General features: G+C 55.6%; 14 protein-coding genes. 7 read left to right on the forward strand and 7 right to left on the reverse strand.

What is annotated here, in order from left to right; genetic code table 11:
- Positions 1-131: 131 nt before the first annotated feature.
- The gene (locus tag VFX97_14270; GenBank protein HEX5704365.1) at positions 132-2,822 is read right to left on the reverse strand and encodes an alpha/beta hydrolase; all 2,691 of its coding nucleotides are present in this window, start codon (positions 2,820-2,822) and stop codon (positions 132-134) included.
- A gap of 292 nt (positions 2,823-3,114) precedes the next feature.
- Between VFX97_14270 and VFX97_14275 the strand changes: the two genes are divergently transcribed.
- The gene (locus tag VFX97_14275) at positions 3,115-3,657 is read left to right on the forward strand and encodes a winged helix-turn-helix domain-containing protein (GenBank protein HEX5704366.1); all 543 of its coding nucleotides are present in this window, start codon (positions 3,115-3,117) and stop codon (positions 3,655-3,657) included.
- Between the two features lie 485 nt (positions 3,658-4,142).
- A complete protein-coding gene (locus tag VFX97_14280; GenBank protein ID HEX5704367.1) occupies positions 4,143-5,417 on the forward strand; it encodes an NAD(P)/FAD-dependent oxidoreductase in 1,275 nt (424 codons plus the stop codon).
- A 192-nt stretch (positions 5,418-5,609) separates the two neighbouring features.
- Here VFX97_14280 and tnpA read toward each other — a convergent pair whose 3' ends face one another.
- Complete coding sequence (tnpA, locus tag VFX97_14285) at positions 5,610-6,053, reverse strand: IS200/IS605 family transposase (protein ID HEX5704368.1); 444 nt, start codon at positions 6,051-6,053, stop codon at positions 5,610-5,612.
- Positions 6,054-6,241: 188 nt separating this feature from the next.
- The gene (locus VFX97_14290; protein HEX5704369.1) at positions 6,242-7,120 is read right to left on the reverse strand and encodes a dienelactone hydrolase family protein; all 879 of its coding nucleotides are present in this window, start codon (positions 7,118-7,120) and stop codon (positions 6,242-6,244) included.
- Positions 7,121-7,534: 414 nt separating this feature from the next.
- On the opposite strand from VFX97_14290, the gene VFX97_14295 reads away from it, so the two are divergent.
- Positions 7,535-8,233 carry a hypothetical protein gene (locus tag VFX97_14295; protein HEX5704370.1) on the forward strand — a complete coding sequence of 233 codons (699 nt, stop codon included), beginning with the start codon at positions 7,535-7,537 and terminating at the stop codon, positions 8,231-8,233.
- A 550-nt stretch (positions 8,234-8,783) separates the two neighbouring features.
- Here the strand turns inward: VFX97_14295 and VFX97_14300 are convergent.
- A complete protein-coding gene (locus tag VFX97_14300; protein HEX5704371.1) occupies positions 8,784-10,625 on the reverse strand; it encodes a serine hydrolase in 1,842 nt (613 codons plus the stop codon).
- A 155-nt stretch (positions 10,626-10,780) separates the two neighbouring features.
- Here VFX97_14300 and VFX97_14305 point away from each other — a divergent pair, with 155 nt between their 5' ends.
- From VFX97_14305 to VFX97_14315, 3 genes are all read left to right on the forward strand, one after another.
- Entirely contained in the window at positions 10,781-11,467 is a 687-nt protein-coding gene (locus tag VFX97_14305) for a right-handed parallel beta-helix repeat-containing protein (GenBank protein ID HEX5704372.1), read from the forward strand.
- 18 nt (positions 11,468-11,485) lie between these two features.
- Positions 11,486-12,295: a hypothetical protein gene (locus VFX97_14310; GenBank protein HEX5704373.1), complete on the forward strand. Its 810-nt coding sequence runs from the start codon at positions 11,486-11,488 to the stop codon at positions 12,293-12,295.
- A 112-nt stretch (positions 12,296-12,407) separates the two neighbouring features.
- Positions 12,408-13,538, forward strand: a complete 1,131-nt coding sequence (locus VFX97_14315) for a glycosyltransferase (GenBank protein HEX5704374.1) — start codon at positions 12,408-12,410, stop codon at positions 13,536-13,538.
- 55 nt (positions 13,539-13,593) lie between these two features.
- On the opposite strand, the gene VFX97_14320 is transcribed toward VFX97_14315, so the two are convergent.
- Genes VFX97_14320 through VFX97_14330 form a run of 3 tightly spaced genes read right to left on the reverse strand, consistent with a single transcriptional unit; the run spans position 13,594 to position 15,110 of the window.
- Entirely contained in the window at positions 13,594-14,256 is a 663-nt protein-coding gene (locus tag VFX97_14320) for a hypothetical protein (protein ID HEX5704375.1), read from the reverse strand.
- On the reverse strand, positions 14,235-14,684 hold the full coding sequence (locus VFX97_14325; protein HEX5704376.1) for a phage holin family protein: 450 nt from the start codon (positions 14,682-14,684) through the stop codon (positions 14,235-14,237). Before VFX97_14325 ends, VFX97_14320 begins: the two co-directional genes overlap by 22 nt.
- 51 nt (positions 14,685-14,735) lie before the next feature.
- The gene (locus VFX97_14330; GenBank protein HEX5704377.1) at positions 14,736-15,110 is read right to left on the reverse strand and encodes a hypothetical protein; all 375 of its coding nucleotides are present in this window, start codon (positions 15,108-15,110) and stop codon (positions 14,736-14,738) included.
- Positions 15,111-16,009: 899 nt separating this feature from the next.
- Between VFX97_14330 and VFX97_14335 the strand changes: the two genes are divergently transcribed.
- Positions 16,010-17,623: a galactose oxidase-like domain-containing protein gene (locus tag VFX97_14335; protein ID HEX5704378.1), complete on the forward strand. Its 1,614-nt coding sequence runs from the start codon at positions 16,010-16,012 to the stop codon at positions 17,621-17,623.
- Positions 17,624-17,625: the final 2 nt, after the last annotated feature.

A 17,625-nucleotide genomic window follows, 5' to 3' on the forward strand; every position in this document is an offset into this window, starting at 1 on the left:
GGGCAGTCGCCGGCATCGCGGCGCGAAAGAGCGTCGAACAAAAGCGCCCAATCAAAATCGCCGAGCTGGTTAAGATCTAATGAGGATCCCAAAAATCCGCACGCCTGTCCCCCGTCCTTACCGTCCTCGCTTCATGGCTGATTAGCAACAACCTTCACCTGCTGCTTCACCCACGAGACCATCTTGTCGAAATACCCGGGCGCGGTCCGAGGGATGTCGCCAGGAGCCGGCGGCAGCGTGAAGTCATGGTTAGCTCCGGGAAACACCTCGATCGTTAATTGTCCTTTTCCCATCTCGGGCAAGGTGCGCTTGAAGACTGCGATAGTCTCCTGGGCCGGAACCACTTTGTCCGCTTCACCTAAAAGCGCCAGGATCGGCAACCTTAATTGGCGGTAGTGAACGACGGGGTCGAAGAATAGCTCAGCCGCAAAACTACGCCGGGCGGCGGGCCACTCTCCGACTGTCGGATCGGACGCCGGAAGATCGAGCAGCTTAAACCAGGGCTTGTCTTTGTGGGCCTGCCACAAACGGCTCACTTCAATCGCGCCTTCTTTGCCGTTGCTGCGAAGGTAGGGGAAATATTTGCCGAGCACCTCCTCGGCCTGCTTGATCTCCTCCGCTGAATGGCCCGCATCGCGGACCAGCCAGAGGCGTCGGTACGTTTCCTGCAGTGCCGGCGTAATCGGCCCGCCGCTCGAGGTGACCAGGAACGCAAGGTCTTTCTCGCTTGTTGCTGCGATCCCCATCACCCAGGGCCCCTGGCTGGTGCCGAGCAGACCAATGTCCTTCAGTCTTATGTCGGCGCGTGACTTGAGCAAACGCACGCCGGCTAACACGTCGCCCGCCAAATCCTCGTAGCGAGATGTCCGAAAGTCTCCGGTAGATTTTCCTGTTCCTCTCTTGTCATACGCGAGCGCGGCGATTCCGTGTCGCGCAAACAACATCGCCCAAGTCAGGAAGCCCCGACGGGTCGCGGCTCCGCCACCGTGCACGAAGACAATCGCCGGGTGCGGCCCCTTTGACGCGGGCGTGATCAGCGTCCCGGCCAGCGTCGTATCGCCGTTTCGAAAAGTGACCTCCTCCTGTTTCAGCTCGATCTGGCTCCCACTCCGTTCAGGCCGATCCGGCTCCCGCAAAATAATGCGCGAGCCTTCGGCCGTTTGTTCAAAGGCCACCTTGACCGGAGAAGTTCGCGGACCATGGGCCACCAGGTTGTAGACGTTCGGTTTGTCCGGCGCGGGAAAAAGTCCTCCCGTGCGACCGGTGTTGAAGTCCTGCAGCATAAGGAAATCGCCGAACTTGTAGACCACAGCTGTTTCCTTCGCTCCAATGGCGTAAGTGCCGATCAGTTTCTCTTGATCCAGTAAACTCACGGGCGCTGCCGTCTCCTGGCCGGCAGTTGCTTTCAAATCCGACGGCGAAACTCTTAGTCCGCTCCGACTCGCTATCCATTGAGTTATGTCTTGCAGGACTCCGGACGCCAGTTGCGTCGGGTTCTCCTCGCTGTAGTTATCCGGGATATGTCCGGCTCCCCCATCTTTCACCTGCAGCAGCCCGTGATTGGCGGCTCGGACTGTGCGCAATGTGAAATCCTTGTTGCCCGCAGCGCGCAGGTAGCGCTCCCACAGAGGCAAATTTTGTTTGGGCGGCACCACCCCATCTAATTCTCCGAACATGGCCAGTACGGGCGTCCTTAGTTTTTCGAGTGCTGCGCGCGGGTCATAGGCAGTTTGCCGCCAACGCGCCAGGTCACGCTCGGATGAACTGAGTTCCACCACACCCCACCATTTTGCCGAACGCGCCTTTTGCACTGCCCGACTTAAGGCTTCCCACTCACGACCAGTTGCTGCGACGCGAAACATCAGTCTCATTGAGTCAAGCGCGTCAGCTACGTCGGCTTCGGAAAAACCGCGACTGCGCATATCGTTCTCGGCCTCGTTGAGTTCCTGGTCCCAGGTGTTAGTTGCCGGTGGCGCGAGCAGACAGACGAAGGCGACGTCAGTGCCGCGCGCAGGTACGAGCGGCGCGATAAAGCCACCCTGGCTGTGACCATAAAGTCCGATCCGGTTAGCGATCGTGTCCGGACGCCGCTTAAGGTAATTCACGGCCGCGCGCGCGTCGTCTGCCAACTCCTCAATCCCAGCATTACTCCAACTCGGTCCCAGGGAAGATCCGTAGCCGCGTTTATCGTAAGTGAGCACCGCCACCCCCTGCCGGGCGAGGTGGGTTGCCAACAGACCGTAATAAGCGTAGTCGCGGCCACCCGCGCCCGAGCCCTGAATCATCACCACCGCCGGGTGCGGTCCCGGGGTGATGGGCAGCGTTAGTCTTCCGGCCAGCTTCACGCGGCGGTTAGTGAAGGTGACCTCTTCGAAGCGGATGCTATTAGTTGCTTTTGCGAACACCGGAAAAGCGGCCCCTTCGCGCCAGTGCATCCCGATGACGCTTCCATCCGTCGTAAGCAAGAAATTGATTTCCCCCAAGAAATTGCTTTTTCCACCTGCCGGTCCACTCGCGCCGTATGTAAAGGAGGTTTCCGTAGTGCGCCGCAAAACACCTATGCGCCCAGTCGGAGGATACAGAAAGCAGAGAAGGTTAGGCTCTTGTCCGCGGAAGCTGTGATCGCAGTTGGCGATCACCAGCTGGTGCGCGGCATCAATTTGGTACACGCCGTGGAACTTTGTGTCTGCCAGTGCGCGCCCGGCAAAGATTGCGGGGCGCTCACTATCGAGTGTGCTATTTGCTTTTCGGGCAAACGACGATGTGCTGTCTAAAACCAGGAAAGTCAGGATGGCGAGAGTCGTACAAATGGCGATCTTCACGGGGCTGTCTCCTTCGAGGTATGGAATAGGTTCTCCGGGCCACGCTATCAATACGCCGCTGACGTGGATTAAATGGCTAAGTTTTCCCTGAGCTTTCGCTGAATTCGGTGAGTGCAGTCTTTTCCGGGAGAAACGGCATGAGGGTAACGATGTAGTTGAGTCACCCTAACAACCCTTTGGGTTGCTTATCGGCAGACGGCAGGAACCCGAAGGGTGCCCAGTTCGTATGAACTTGCGCCACATCGGATCTCGTTAGTAGCTCGAACAACCCAATCAGCCTGGAACCGAAGAAATGCAAAACCCGGAGCATGAGACCAGCCGGAGTCGCCTTGAGGACGACGTAGTCATTGAAGGGCGGATCATCCGACCGCAGTTGAACAGAATTGAAGATCAGGGCCGAGTGATACAGGTTCAGCCCAAAGTGATGGCCGTTCTGATGTGCCTGGCCAATCAGCCGGGCCGGGTGGTGACCAAAGAGCATCTGCTCCAGACCGTCTGGGCCGACACGCATGTCACCCAACATGTGCTGACCCGCGCAATATCGGAACTCCGCAAAATCTTCCATGATGACCCTGAGAGTCCTTACGTCATAGAAACCATTCCCAAAACTGGCTACCGGCTAATCGCCGAACTTTCAAAGGCCCACCCGGAGGAAGACAAACACGCTGCGCGCGATATCGCAACCGGCTTGCGTCAAAATCCTATTCCGGCTCCGCGGCCACGGGTCTTTCGGCAGTGGTGGGTCCTGCCAACAACTCTCACCGGAGTGGGAATGATGATGGTCTTTCTGGTTTTCCTCTTTTTCTTGATCGGCAGGATCATGCATCAGCATTGAAGAATTGCAGCCAGAGTACGCGGAGCGCACGGCAGATAAAGCCTGGGCGTAAGCCCCAGGTTCACGAACCCAAAATGATGCTTAGCCCGCGAAGCGGGCGACAGATATATGGAGTGCGGCGACTAGTCGCCGCTTGCATACGCAATACAAAGCACCGTCAGGCCGGCGCACTCCAAATTCGGTGCGCGACGTCAACCAAGTCAGTACCGAGAGCGGTAGCGACGGTCTAGAGGCGCGAAGCGCAGTCATGCAATAGCCCCGACCGTTAGGTCGGGGAATCCGGTTAGGAAGTGATTGCGAGGTCCGAAGGACCGGAATAACCGGTGGCTCCGTTCCGATTGTTCCGGCTCATGCCGCACCTTCGGCGCTCGGCTGTAATAACTCATCTTCCACGGCCTGACGGCCGTGGCTATTCAATGCCGGTCCCTTCGGCCCTGGCCTCAATGCTCGTCGTCGTAATAATCTGATCTGCCTGGGCCGTCTTTATGCATGAGTGGGACGTTATTGTCATTGGCGCCGGGGCGGCGGGTCTTTTTTGCGCAATCGAGGCGGGCAAACGCGGGCGTAGAGTCTTAGTAATTGAACACGCCGACCGGGTCGGCAAAAAGATTGCCATCTCCGGCGGCGGGCGTTGCAACTTCACCAATACCGGGACCAGCCCCGATAACTTCGTTTCCCGCAACCCACACTTCTGCAAGTCAGCGCTCGCCCGTTACACACCTGCGGACTTTATCGCCCTCGTTGAAAAACACGGCATCGCTTATCACGAGAAGAAGCTGGGCCAACTCTTCTGTGACGGCAGCTCGCAACAGATCATCGACATGCTGCTCCGCGAGTGCCGAGACGCTGCCGTGGAGATTCGCTGCGGCTGCGCAGTCCTTCAGGTGGCCCAAAACATTAATAGCCACGAACCTGTTGCCGGGCGCTCGTTCATGCTGCAAACCAATCAAGGCACTTTCCACTCCTCCTCCTTGGTTATTGCCACTGGCGGGTTATCTATCGCCCCGCTGGGAGCGACCGACTTCGGTTATCGCATTGCGCGACAATTTGGGCTGCGCATTGAAGACACACGCGCTGGCCTGGTGCCTTTAACGCTGCCGGCACAGATTCTGAAAGCTTTGGCGGCGCTTAGCGGAGTCTCGATTGACGCCCTGGTCACTTGTCCCCAGTCTCCATCGTCTCCATCGTTTCGGGAAAACATTTTGATTACACATCGCGGCTTGAGTGGGCCGGCGATACTGCAAGTTTCAAATTACTGGCAACCCGGCGAGTCGATCTCAATCAACCTGTTACCCGATGAAGACGTAATGGAGATCATTTCGGCGGCCAGAATAAGCGAGGGCGATTCAGCACCAGGTTCTGCCCAGGGGGTCACACAGGGCGCGACCGGAGGAGCGAGCTCCCGGATTGAGCTGGTTAATCTGTTATCACGTTACTTGCCGCGACGGTTTGCCCACGCCTGGTGCGATCTTTATGGAGCGTCCCGGCCGCTGAAAACTTACAACGGCAAGGAGCTTCAGGAAATTGCGGCTAACATTCACCGGCTCCAGCTTACGCCGGCCGGAACGGAAGGCTTCAACAAAGCTGAAGTGACAGTCGGAGGCGTCTCTACCGCGGAACTCTCGTCACAAACAATGGAAGCCAGGCGCGTTCCCGGGCTCTACTTTATCGGCGAAGTGGTGGATGTGACAGGCCAACTAGGTGGCTACAACTTTCAGTGGGCTTGGGCCTCGGCTTTCGCCGCCGGTCAGGTTGTGTAACGTGGAATCGAGCAGCAACCCGAAGGGTTGCGAAGAAAGTAGCCGGTGGTCGGAGCGAAGCGCAGACCTCCGGATCGGGAGCGTGCGTTAACGCACCCCGCAGGGGTGCAAAGAAAGTAGCCGGTGGTCGGAGTCCGCGGAGACCACCGGATGTGCGAGATTAATTGACCCGCCCCGGAGGGGTGCCAGACCTCACAATAGATATTTCTCGTCAAATTCGATACCCGCGCCATTGAGAAGCTCTGTCAATTCAGCAACAAAGGAATGTTTATGATGATGCGCCTCTTGCGTGGCAATGTACCGCCGCACCGAGTCGGTCGCCGTGGGGCTTACTGTGAACGCTGCATAACCCTCCTGCCACGTGAATCTGCGATCAAAATTCTCCTTAGCCCACGTGGACGACTCCTTCTTCAAGTCGCGAAGGACATCGGCAATGCAGTGCACTGGCCTGAGACTCGCCAGGATATGGACATGATCGTCAACTCCCCCGACAATCTCGGGCAAACCGTGCATTCCTTTAATGATCCCGCCGAGGTAGGCATGAAGACGTGGCTGCCATTCGGACTTGATGAAAGGTCTTCGTTCTTTGGTCGAGAACACGAGGTGATAGTGCAGGCTGAAGAAGGTTGAGCCCATGAACGAAGTCTAAATCACAGGTCAACGTAAAAGATCTTTACATCGAAGGTCTGGCACCCCTCCGGGGTGCGGGTCGTAAGGACGACTTTTCCGGTGGTCTCCGCAGACTCCGACCACCGGCTACTTTCTTGCAACCCTTCGGGTTGCGTATGGTGCTTCTGCGGTGGAGGACGCTCGAGTTCTTAACGTTACTTCAGCCGCCGCTTGAGAAAATCCAACATCCGACTCTTGGCCAGCTTCGCAGCCTCTGGATCATAGCTACCGCGAGTGTAGTCACAGAACGCGTGGCGGGCTCCTTCGTAATAAAAGAACTCCGCGGGCGTGCGTTGCGCTCGTAACGCTTGCTCAAAGTTCTGCACCTCAGTGACCTTAATCGCATAATCAGCAGTTCCATAATGACCCTGGATCGGAACCTTGATCTCCTTTACCACGTCCATGACATTCGGTTTGCGATCATTAGGTGTTTGAAACTGTTCAAGCAGAACGGGCGGGGCATAGAACGCGACCACCGCATCGACGTCGCGAGACTTGGTGGCCAGCATCAGACTTTGATAGCCGCCGCCACAAAAACCAACCATGCCAACGCCGCCACGCTTCACCTGAGGTAGAGACTTTAGGTAGTTGATCGCCGCTTGCGCATCTCGAAGTTCCTGCTGGCTAAAAGCACCGCTGAGGTAGCGCCGGTCTTCTCGATCCGATCGATTGAGCTCAGCCATTGTCAGGTCGGGCGTGCGGGAGAAACGCTTGATGGCGAGGCTTACGAAACCGGCTTGCGCCAATTGAGCCGCGGTATAACGATGGTCTTCCGGCAGATGAAGATTTCCATGAAGCACCACAACGGCGCGAAACCTTCCGGGTTTTTTAGGACGCGCGAGATAGCCCTCGATGGTATCCGCGCCACTTTTGAACGAGACCATGTTCTGAAGAACGCTTTCGTCGCTTAAGGCGTTTGTTGGTGGCGGCTGCTGCGCGCTTATCTTTGGCGAGACCGCGACACCGATAACCGCGGCGGTGGCGCCGACGAGGAACGATCGCCGGTCCTCATTACAATTGTCGCTGGTACACATGCTTCTTAACTTACATCTTTTTCAATCAATTTTCTGCGCAGTTCCGGTAGAGTCCGTGCAGCAGTCGAACATGAAACTTAGTCCTTTTAACGTCGCCTAGTCAGTTTGGTTCCGAACTTGGTGGATCGAATATGTCAGTACCGCTCACGGTACTGACCTCATGATCCAAGCGTGGCGTCCCGACAAGTCGGGACTTACCTCTCCCACCCCACGCGGGATGCCCGCGTGGGGACCCCGGCCTGGCTACTTCTCCCACGCCTGCGGCGTGATGAGGGAATGCACTTAAAACCGCAGAATCGCTGTCGAATCCATGCATCTCTGACAAAACTCTTCCCCTCGCGACCGGCTTTTCGGTAAGCTACCGATCAGGTCCCACCAGAACCCGCGCCCCCCAATCATGCTGAGGAGGCTCGTATGAAACGCTGTCCGGAGTGTGAGTTTCTTTACGGGGACGAGCAGGAGTGCTGTGATATGGACGGCACCGTGCTGAGGTTTACGTCCTTCCTGCCACAGGTTGCACCTCCCCAACCCACGGCAAGAAAAGACTTGAAATCCATTCGGAGCGTTCTTGCGATTCCACTGCTCGCCCTGATTGTGATTGGCAGTGTGCTGGTGACTCTCTATCGCGCCGCGCCACCTAAATCCAGTGCATCATCTGCCACGTCCCAACCGGCCGTTGCGAATGAAGTTCCGAAGGCTCCTGTCTCAGACAGCCCGGAGGTAGCTGAGCCGGCTAGTCCGGCAAAACCGGTTGAAGCTTCCCCGGTGCCCGCAACGCACGCGCGAGATCCATTTGCTAAGCCGAGCCAGCCCAGGTCTTCCGCCAACGAGAAGCGCATTACAGAGAAGCGAATTTCAATTGAGCCGGCAACTCGCGTTCAGATTTCAACGCCTGCCCCGGTCATCAACGCACCGAAACCGACGCCAAACCAGACATTACCGGCGCCGGCTGAAAGCCCGAAAGCCGCAGTGCGATCCAACACGATTTCGGTTCCTCCTAAGCCCTCGCCGGACAAACCCACTCCTCAATCCAAAACGCAAAACCAGGACAAGGATTCAAAAATCAAGTCGCTTTTTAAGAAAGCCGGCCGGATCTTGAAGAAGCCTTTCTAAACCGTGAATCGTGAATCGATCGTCCCCGCAGGGGACGGATTTAATAGCCGGTGGCAACGCCACCGGAAATCGGCCCAATGATTTATCGACCTGTAAGGGTCGGATTCATTTCCAGAGATATCGCTCGTCGTACTCGATAGCGTGCTCGTCAAGAAACTCGATCAATTCTTCTTTGAACGTACGCTCGCGATGATGACCGCCATCAGGACCAACCATGCGACTTTTCTGGAGAAGGGTTTCATAGATGGGAAATAGTAAATCGTAAAATGGTAAAGCGTGAATAGGAGAGGGTATCGGGTAGTGGGGGCTCATGGCTTTCACATGCGGCTTTGCCGCAGCACATAGCGGTAAGCCTTCGGCTTACCGGGAGTTACTTCTTAAGATTTGCGGCTAAGCCGCCGTTTCGAGGCGTAGCCTCGAATGTTCACAATGATGACACACCGGAAAGGCGGAGCCTTTCCGCCATGTGCGGCGGCAAAGCCGCGCTCCACTCGCTCAGAACCTTATTATTTTTCGGGTCGCTACCGCCGCGGTACTGACACCCAGCTCATTATTCCCGGAAGCGCAGGCCCTTGAGATCCTGCAGGAGAATGCCGTTACGTTGCGCGGCGGTTGGAAGTTCGAAGCGCACGTGATCGCCGACTTTCAATCTCTTCCCCTCGAGGTTGGGGGCGCCTTGATAATAAGCCATGACGGTGACGTGCTTGAGCTCGGTGGGCTCGACCACTGCAAAACGAACGATGTCGGAAACCAAAACCTTTCCGTCTCCGAGATCGTCGGTGTAAGCCTTCGGTTCGAACTTCGTCACAATCGCCAAAACCTCACGACCGGTAACGTCCTCTGATTTAGAGACCCTCATTAAGGTGCCTCCTCCGTAATTCAAAGACACGATCTTTCCTTCGGCATCCTTCGCGAAGCTGATTACTTCACCGTTTCCTCCGGGCAGCACCACGACGCGAATGGTGTCCGGTTCGGTATACGGCGTAGCTATTGTGTTGAGCTTACCCATGCGGAGCGCGAGCGCTTTATCCTTTGCGACGATCTCGATTGTCCCAAGCATGTCGTGCTTATAAATGCCGGCATAGTCAGTGAACGGCTTGCTCAGCTGCCACTCTCTCTTGGCCCGCGCAGCGGCTTCATCCACCACGCGCTGTCTTCTGTTCTCAAAAGTCTTAGCGTCCTGCTGTAATTGCTTTTCAAAATCTGCCTCAAAATTCTCCGTTCGCAGCCACCAGTCATAAGCATAGGCAGCCAACATGTCCGCCAATCGCCCGCCGAGCGCGTCGTTGTTTACCAGCACCCCGACTGCGATTTTCTTGTCAGGCATGAATGAAACATGACTGCGATACCCGGGATACCCGCCATGGTGATAGATCACCTTTTCGTTGCGGTACTTACCGATCTGCCAGCCTAACCCGTATTCACCTTCGCCCGAAAATGGCGGTTCATTACGTGTGCTGGTGGTGAGTCCAGTGTGCGCATTGCGGATAAGATCGGCAGGGAAGACCTGTTTGCCGCCGAGTTTGCCGCTGTTCATGTTCAGGTTAAGCCACTTGCCCAGATCCGAGATGCTCATGAACATGCCACCGGCCGACTGCATGTTCTCATCAGTCTTTTCAAGCTGGCTTCGCACCATCTTGCCTGCGTTGGCCGCGTCGGTGTCGATCACATATGGCGCCGCGATGTTGTACTTCCTGGCGCGCGCCTTTGAAGTGTAGGCAGTAGTGTGTTGTAAACCCGCGGGAGTGAATATGCGCTCCTGCAGCACGTCCTGCCATTTCTTCTGCAAATTGTAATGAAGCAGGAGACCGTAAATGTTGTAGCCGAGATTGGTGTACGCGTACTTACCGAAGTTCGCTTCGTTAAGAGTAGTGCCTTCAGCCAGGACCCGATCAAGCTCACTTTGATCGATCTGGCCCGTGAAGGCGAGGCGGTTAACGAGCGGGTTGTTCCGCAGTCCGCTGGTGTGGGTTAAGAGATCTCGGATCGTGATCTTGTCCGGTATGTCATTCTTGAATCGGATGCCTGAAGTGTATTTTGTCAAAGGATCCGAGAACTTAATCTTGCCTTCCTGATCCAGCATCGCGGCTGCCAGCGCCGTAAACGATTTGGTCGAGGAAGCGATGTAATAAAGCGTATCGGTATCGGCCTTCACTCCGGCTTCCTTATCGGCCATCCCATAGGCGCGCAGAAAGATCGGCTTATCGTCCTTGATCACAACGACTGCGATGCCGGGCAGGTCCGGAAATATGGCCAAAGTTTTGCCGACTGAAGCGTCATAAGCTGCGGGAAAGTCCTTCGCAGTTGCGGGCGGCGAGGTTTGAGCAAAGACGCAAGCACCGGCAGAGTTCGCCAGCAACGCAATGAGCCAGATAACGATCGCTTTTTTCATGGGCTCTCCTGAGGAAAGAATGTTCTTCGAAGTCGTTATTCGGTACGACTCACGGACCGGGAAGGTTCCCGCCCGCACAAATTTCTCAGGCGCCCGTCGAACTGTGATAAAAGCTGTAGCCCTCCGGAAACTAGCCTAACTCTAAGGAGATTCTTATGAACAACCTTCGACTGACTTTGCGCGCTTCCGCGGTGTTTGCTCTCGCCCTGCTATTTGTGTCTGGCGCTCAGGCCCAGGCACAACGGACATGGGTTTCAGGAGATGGCAATGATGTAAACCCCTGTAGTTTCCCGGCCCCATGCAAAACCTTTGCGGGGGCTATCTCAAAGACAGCGACGGGTGGCGAGATTACGGTAAAGGATGCCGGCGGATTTGGCCCGGTGATAATCAGGAAATCGATCACGATCGACGGTACCGGCGTTCCGGCGTCGATTCTCGCCAGTCAAGGCTTCGGAATTACTATCGATATCCCACGGATAGCGAGCAACATAAGACTAAATCCGCGAGTAGTACGTATCCGCGGGCTGTCTATAAATGGGGTGGGGACCGGCATTCACGGAATCAACGTTATCGGTGCCAGTAAAGTCTCTGTCGAAGACTGCGTGATAGACGGCTTTAGACAGAACGGCATCAATGTTCAGTCTGGCACCCTATACGTACGCAACACCACGATAAGGAATAACGGCAGTGCCGGCATTAATGCGACAGGCGGAGCTCAAGCAGGTATCAGTGACACCTCACTGGTCTACAACGGCACTGGCCTGGCTGGCGCCGTCGTCAAGCATTGTTGCGTCGTTCTATTTGGGAACAACAACGGTGATCCTCCGCCACCGTCGCCATAGAGCGCGCCCCCTTAACCAGTGACTACTCTGCCTCTTCCCGAAGAGATCGAACTCCATCGCGATCGAATGTGGCGGCGCGACGAAGACCTCCGCGTGGAAAGCGCGGTTGATGCCGAACGTTTCATCGGAGACGTGGGCTTTGCAAATACTTTGACTGATACGCGGCGCGCAGGTCCGTCGCTGTACATCGCGGTATGCGGTCGGAGGGATGTCAGTTTGCCGCGTAATGTTCAGAAGGACGAAGAGACGCGCCTCACCTGGTACCTCAAAGACGAAGTGATGCGCCGCGGTCGCGTTTACTACGCGAAGCTCGCGGGCGGTCGCTCGATATTTGTCGCGCCGCGTTTGATCAGCGCGTTTGCCGCCGTCTGGATGCCGCGAAAAAAGGACGAGCCCACCGTTTTGTCAGACGCATCCCAGCGTGTTCTGAAGGTGCTGCGGCGCGAACACGAACTGGCGACCGCCGACCTGCGGGCCGAAAGCGGCGTCACGGAACGTGCGGCGTTCACCCGCGCGCTCGATGAGTTACAACGCGCGATGAAGGTGATTCCTCAGGATGTGATTTATCAACCGTTTTCCTACATCTGGATGCTGGCCGGAGATCGTTGGCCGGTAGAATTGCGAAAACGTGTGGCGCGCAGGACCGCATTACGAGAGATCGCTCGAGCGTATCTGGCAGGCGCCGGAATGACTCAACTCGGCGAGACCGCGCGCGCTTCGGGGTTGAGCCGCGTGGAAGCCGGGCTGGGAAATCATCAGTTGGTAGATGAGGGATATGCGGTGCGGGTCAGGCCGGGAGTGTACGGGCTAAAAGAAATTGAAAATTGAAAAGTGGAAATTAGTCCAAAGTCGAAAGCCCAAAGTCCAAAGTCCAAAGTCCAAAGTCCAAAGCCGAAAGTCCTATCTGTATAATCTGTGGACGACTCTTGTTCTATTACTTATGCTCAAAAAAGTCCTCCTCCTTTCTGCTTCAGCCGGCGCCGGACATGTGCGCGCAGCCCAGGCGCTCGAAAAAGCCTTCAAAGAAACGCTCAAAGGCGATAGCGAAGTGCATCACTTCGACGTGCTGAATTACACCAACAAGGTCTTTCGCCATCTTTACTCAAGAGCGTATATCGATCTTGTCAATAAAATGCCCGAGGTGCCGGGTTGGATTTACGACAAACTCGACACGCCCTGGAAGAATGAACGACGGCGGCTGGCGCTTGATAAGCTCAACACGCGGCCGTTCGTTAAGCTGCTGCGGGAATACAATCCGGACCTGATTGTCTGCACGCATTTTCTTCCCGCTGAGATTGTGTCGTGGTTGAAAGCCAAAGAGCGTCTCGCCAGCCGCCAGGCCATCATCGTCACCGACTTTGATGTGCACGCGATGTGGCTGGTGCATCATTACGAGCGCTATTTTGTCGCCGTCGACGAAGCACGCGTCTATCTTGAAGCGCTGGGCATCCCGCCGCCAAAGATTACAGTGAGTGGAATTCCCATCGATCCCGTTTTTGCTTTAAAGAAAGACAAGCAGGCGATGCGAGCCAAACATGGCCTGGCGCCGGATCGCACCACGATTTTGCTTTCCGCGGGGGGCGAGGGGGTTGGTTCGGTGGATGCTCTTATTAATGCACTGCTGCCGTTACAACATCGAGTGCAAATCGTGGCCATCTGCGGGCGTAACGAGGAACTGAAGAAGCGTCTGAGCAGAATGGCCGCGCGTATCAAGTCCGATGCGACTGTGCTGCTGAAGCCGTTCGGTTACACGCTCGAGATGGATGAGCTCATGACCGCGTCAGATCTGGTGATGGGAAAGCCCGGCGGTCTGACCACCTCGGAAGCGTTGGCCAAAGGATTGGTATTCGTGATTGTGAACCCGATCCCCGGGCAGGAAGAGCGAAACTCAGATCACCTACTCGAAGCCGCAGTTGCGATCCGCTGCAACAATCTGCCTACGCTGTCCTACAAACTCGATAGACTGCTGGATGATAAGGCGCGGTTTAAAGCGATGCAGGGAAACGCGCGGCGCATGGGCCGACCCAACGCAGCGCGGGAAATTGTGGGGCAGTTGATTGCTTCGGTGTGAAGCCAAAGATCTAAGACCTATCTGATTAACCTGGACGACTCGCGTGATTGCAGGATCACCCACCCGCTGCCGCAGGCGGTACTGATGCTTTTTGTCCGGTCGATTTAGCTGGCACCAGCCCTTCAAGCCAGCTGCCGATCCAAGCCACTGCTGCAGGCAGAACGACGTCCTGGGCCTTTTTCGAAATCTCATTAACGAACTGATTCCCGATGACGCCGGCTTCGCTTTTCACCCGATCGAAGGCCGGCGTTTCTTTGATTCGCTGCATCAGTCCAACGCCCGACTCCTGATGCGGCCGTCGCTCCCGACCTCCATTGCCTGGCGAAGTCGCGAGCGGCTGGGTCATAGGTCGATCTTCATAACTTGGATCGATAGCGTCCTCTTCATACCGCGATACGGAGATCTTTGTCGGTCCCTTGACTACTGCGGCGACGCCATAGCCAACGATGAAACCCACTCCCAGTGCGCCCGCGCCCCAAGCGACGGGACGCTTCTTGACCTGCTCATGCCAATCCAGCGTCTGTGAAACTGATTCCTTAACAGACTCATATGAATTCACAACTGTATCCTTTATTTCATCGACGGTGTTCGAAATGGATTCGCGCGTCGCTTCCATTTCCTGTTGGAGCTGATCCTTCGAGGAGTCATGATCCAGTTCTTTCAATCCACCTGGTGTTTCAGTTGCACGCACCAGTCCTAGAGTTCGTTCTTCAACCATTCTTTATCCTTCCTTATTTCACGGATCGTCCGGTCGGGTACGAGGCTCTGCTTTGATAAACGGCCCTTCATCACAACAGCGACGATACTTCCAAGTATCGAATAGATTAGTCCTACGCTGAGGAAGCCCAAGCCATATCTGGCCGCCTGAGAAAGGTCGGTATCCGCCAACAGAGTTGCAATGCCGAATGCCCCCGCTACACTGGCAAGAGCAAAGCCCAGGAGGGCCACGATTGAGGCAACCGCAATTCCGATCCCGGCCCGGAGAAATGAAGTTACATCCTCTTTGACTTCAATTCTTAGCAGACTCATCTTTGTATCGAAGAGCCGCGTTACGTCGTCACCGAGCCGACTTAAGAGTACCGGCAGATTTTCAATTTCCGTCCGCTGCTCGGACCGCCTGTCTAGTGCTGTAGCTGGTGTAGCCATCGCCAAACCCCCTTATAGAAGCCACTGTGCTTTCGTTTAGCCCCTGAAGAGTTACCTTCGGGCGCGAACGAACAATCCCAGTAACAAGCCGGCCGCCGCGGAAACCAAAATCGCCTGACCGGGATTTTGGCGCGCAAAGTCTTTAGCCTTATTCGCCATTCCACTCAGATCATCTGTAGCGAATTCTTTTATTTTGCCGCCGACGGCGCCGACCTTCTCACCCAGGAAATCCTTGGCTTGTGTCACCACTCCGGCCAGTTTGTCCGTGTACTCGTTGGCGGCGCCAGCCGGGCTGACGACTTCTTGTGTTGTCTCACTATAATTCGTGAGGGCATTCTCTCCCTCCGAAAACCCACTGTTGCCGGCCGGACTCCAATCCTTTCGGTCATTTTCATTTGCTTGTATACCTGTCAAATTATCTGTCATGCGAAATTCTCCTTAAGATCGATTGATGTTGAATTGTTTACTGAAGATCAGCGAGAGCAATTGATGTGCCCGTCCCGTAAGGCCTGCTGGAGAGAGTCGCGTAGCCTTTCTGGCGTTGTGGACAGGTACGTATTCGATTTGTCTTGATCGAAAAAAATACAAGTGAAAGACGCTGGATCGGGTTCTCTCGATCTAGTGTGAGCTGAACGCGCCTAATATGGCCTGCGGGGACGATCGGGTGGTGGACGCGATTGGCGGCATAAGCATTGCTCGCGGAACTCGCTCGCGACCCGAATATCCAAAAGCATGCACAACGGCTGAAGCCAATCGCGCAAGTTATACATGGAAGAGAAACCACCAATCGTAAACGAGGTGTCTGACGAGACCGGACAGTTTGATCCGCGCTTCCGTCTCTGGCGGAAATTCTGTGCGGATCGAGGAATACCTGTGGAGTCCCTGCCTAGTACGCTCAGTGGTGAACTAAAACAAGAGTGGGAAAAATTCAAAGAAGAGAAGCCGCACGCGGACGAACGTACTAACTAAAACTCCGAGCTAGCGCACCGGGCGCCTTTGAACTCCATCACGCCGGCCCCGAGCGCTCCACGCCAACTAAACCATCGTGGCCGCCGACGAACTGCTGATTGGCTACCTTCTTTCAAGCCCTTGGCGTGAACACCGGAAAGGGCCTCATCATCATCCCGATGTGTAAACGTGCCAATAATTTCTATCACTAAAAAACTTCACCTCGCCCGGGACATCTGCTAGAATGCGCCCGCGTTTGAACCAGGCAGAATTCAATGAGAGGCGCGAGCCCCGCTTTCCAGGCTCTGCCGATTGAACGAACGCTCTGGCCCTTCCTCGCGTTTCCAACTCAACGCAGCTAACCAGAGGAGTACCCTATGTCACACCAACCTGCTGCCATCTCGGCATCGGCGAATCGAGTTGTGTCGATCGCGCTCGTCGTTACGTTTTGTCTTGCAGTTCTTCCCATGTCTGCATTTGCAAAGAAGCCGCGCGGTATCCGTAGACCGCTGCAAACTTATGGTCAAACGGGAAAGTGGACCAACGGATTCTTCACCGCGGCGACGGTCCACTTACATGTTCTGCCTAATGGGAAGGTCCTGTCATGGACGCAATTTCCGGCCAGCGCACCTCCATGCCCGTTTTGTAGGAATCCTCCAATCCAGACCTACGTCCGGATTTCGGATCCTCCCTACACTACTGTTTCAACTCTCTACAACTATTGGCTTGATCTGTTTTGTAGCGGTCATTCACTTTTGCCGGACGGAAGACTCTTGATTACGGGTGGCACCACCTTTCAAGGTCCACCGAATTCAGGAGTCTATGACACTACGATTTTTGATCCCTCGAACAATACGTTCACCAACGGTTCGGACTACATGTACTTGCCGCGGTGGTATCCGACTAACGTGGCTCTCGCAAACGGCGAGACGCTTACTATTTCGGGATCGTATCTGGTGGGTAGCCAGCTCAATTTTAATAACTACCCGCAGGTTTGGAAGACTACGGGGGGATGGCGCGACATTCCCGGAGCGGCAACACCGCAACATCTTTGGCTCTATCCCTGGATGCACCTGACGGCTGGTGGCCTGGCGTATAACTCCGGCCCAACCCAATCGACCTACTTCATCAACACCAGCGGCAACGGCTCCTGGAGTCAGGGACCTAACAGCATCTACGGCCTTCGTGATGAAGGTACGTCGGTCATGTATGAACCCAACAAGATTATCGTTATTGGCGGAGGCAACAAACCTGAAGGTCCTCTCGGCGCCGTCGTGCCCACCAACACAGCCGAGAAGATCAATCTATATGATTCGCCTCCCACCTGGACGCCCGCGGCCTCAATGACCTACCGGCGGCGTCATCTGAATGCGACCATTCTGCCAAACGGGAAGGTGCTGGTTACGGGAGGCACCAAAGGCGGCGGCTTCAACAACACCTGTCATGACAATTGGGTGTTGGAGGGCGAGATATGGGATCCGGCGACCGACACCTGGTCGTTTACGGCCGCAGCAACACATCCGCGGCTCTATCATTCAGCGGCCGTGTTGTTGCCCGATGGAAGAGTATTGGTTGGTGGCACAACGCCCTGGGGCGCGGGCGGCGGCTGCCCAGGTATGTCCGACCAAATCCAACAGACGGAAATTTACTCGCCGCCGTATCTCTTCGACGCGAGCGGCAATGAAGTCCCACGACCGTCGATCACTTCGGTGCAGGCCACGGCAACTTACGGCGAAACCATCACCGTAGGAAAGCCCGTAGATCCTCCTTCACAGAATATTTCTAAAGTGACTTTAGTCAGGTTGTCGTCGACAACCCATTCGTTCAACCAAAATCAGCGCTTCAACAATTTGAGCTTTACGTCGTTCCTTGGTGGTTTGAACGTCACGATGCCTGCTGACGGGAATCTTTGCCCGCCCGGACATTACATGCTGTTCATCATCAACAGCGCGGGCGTGCCATCTGTGGCATCGATCATCAAGATCTCTTGATG

Source organism: Pyrinomonadaceae bacterium, from assembly GCA_036277115.1.
Lineage (GTDB): Bacteria > Acidobacteriota > Blastocatellia > Pyrinomonadales > Pyrinomonadaceae > UBA11740.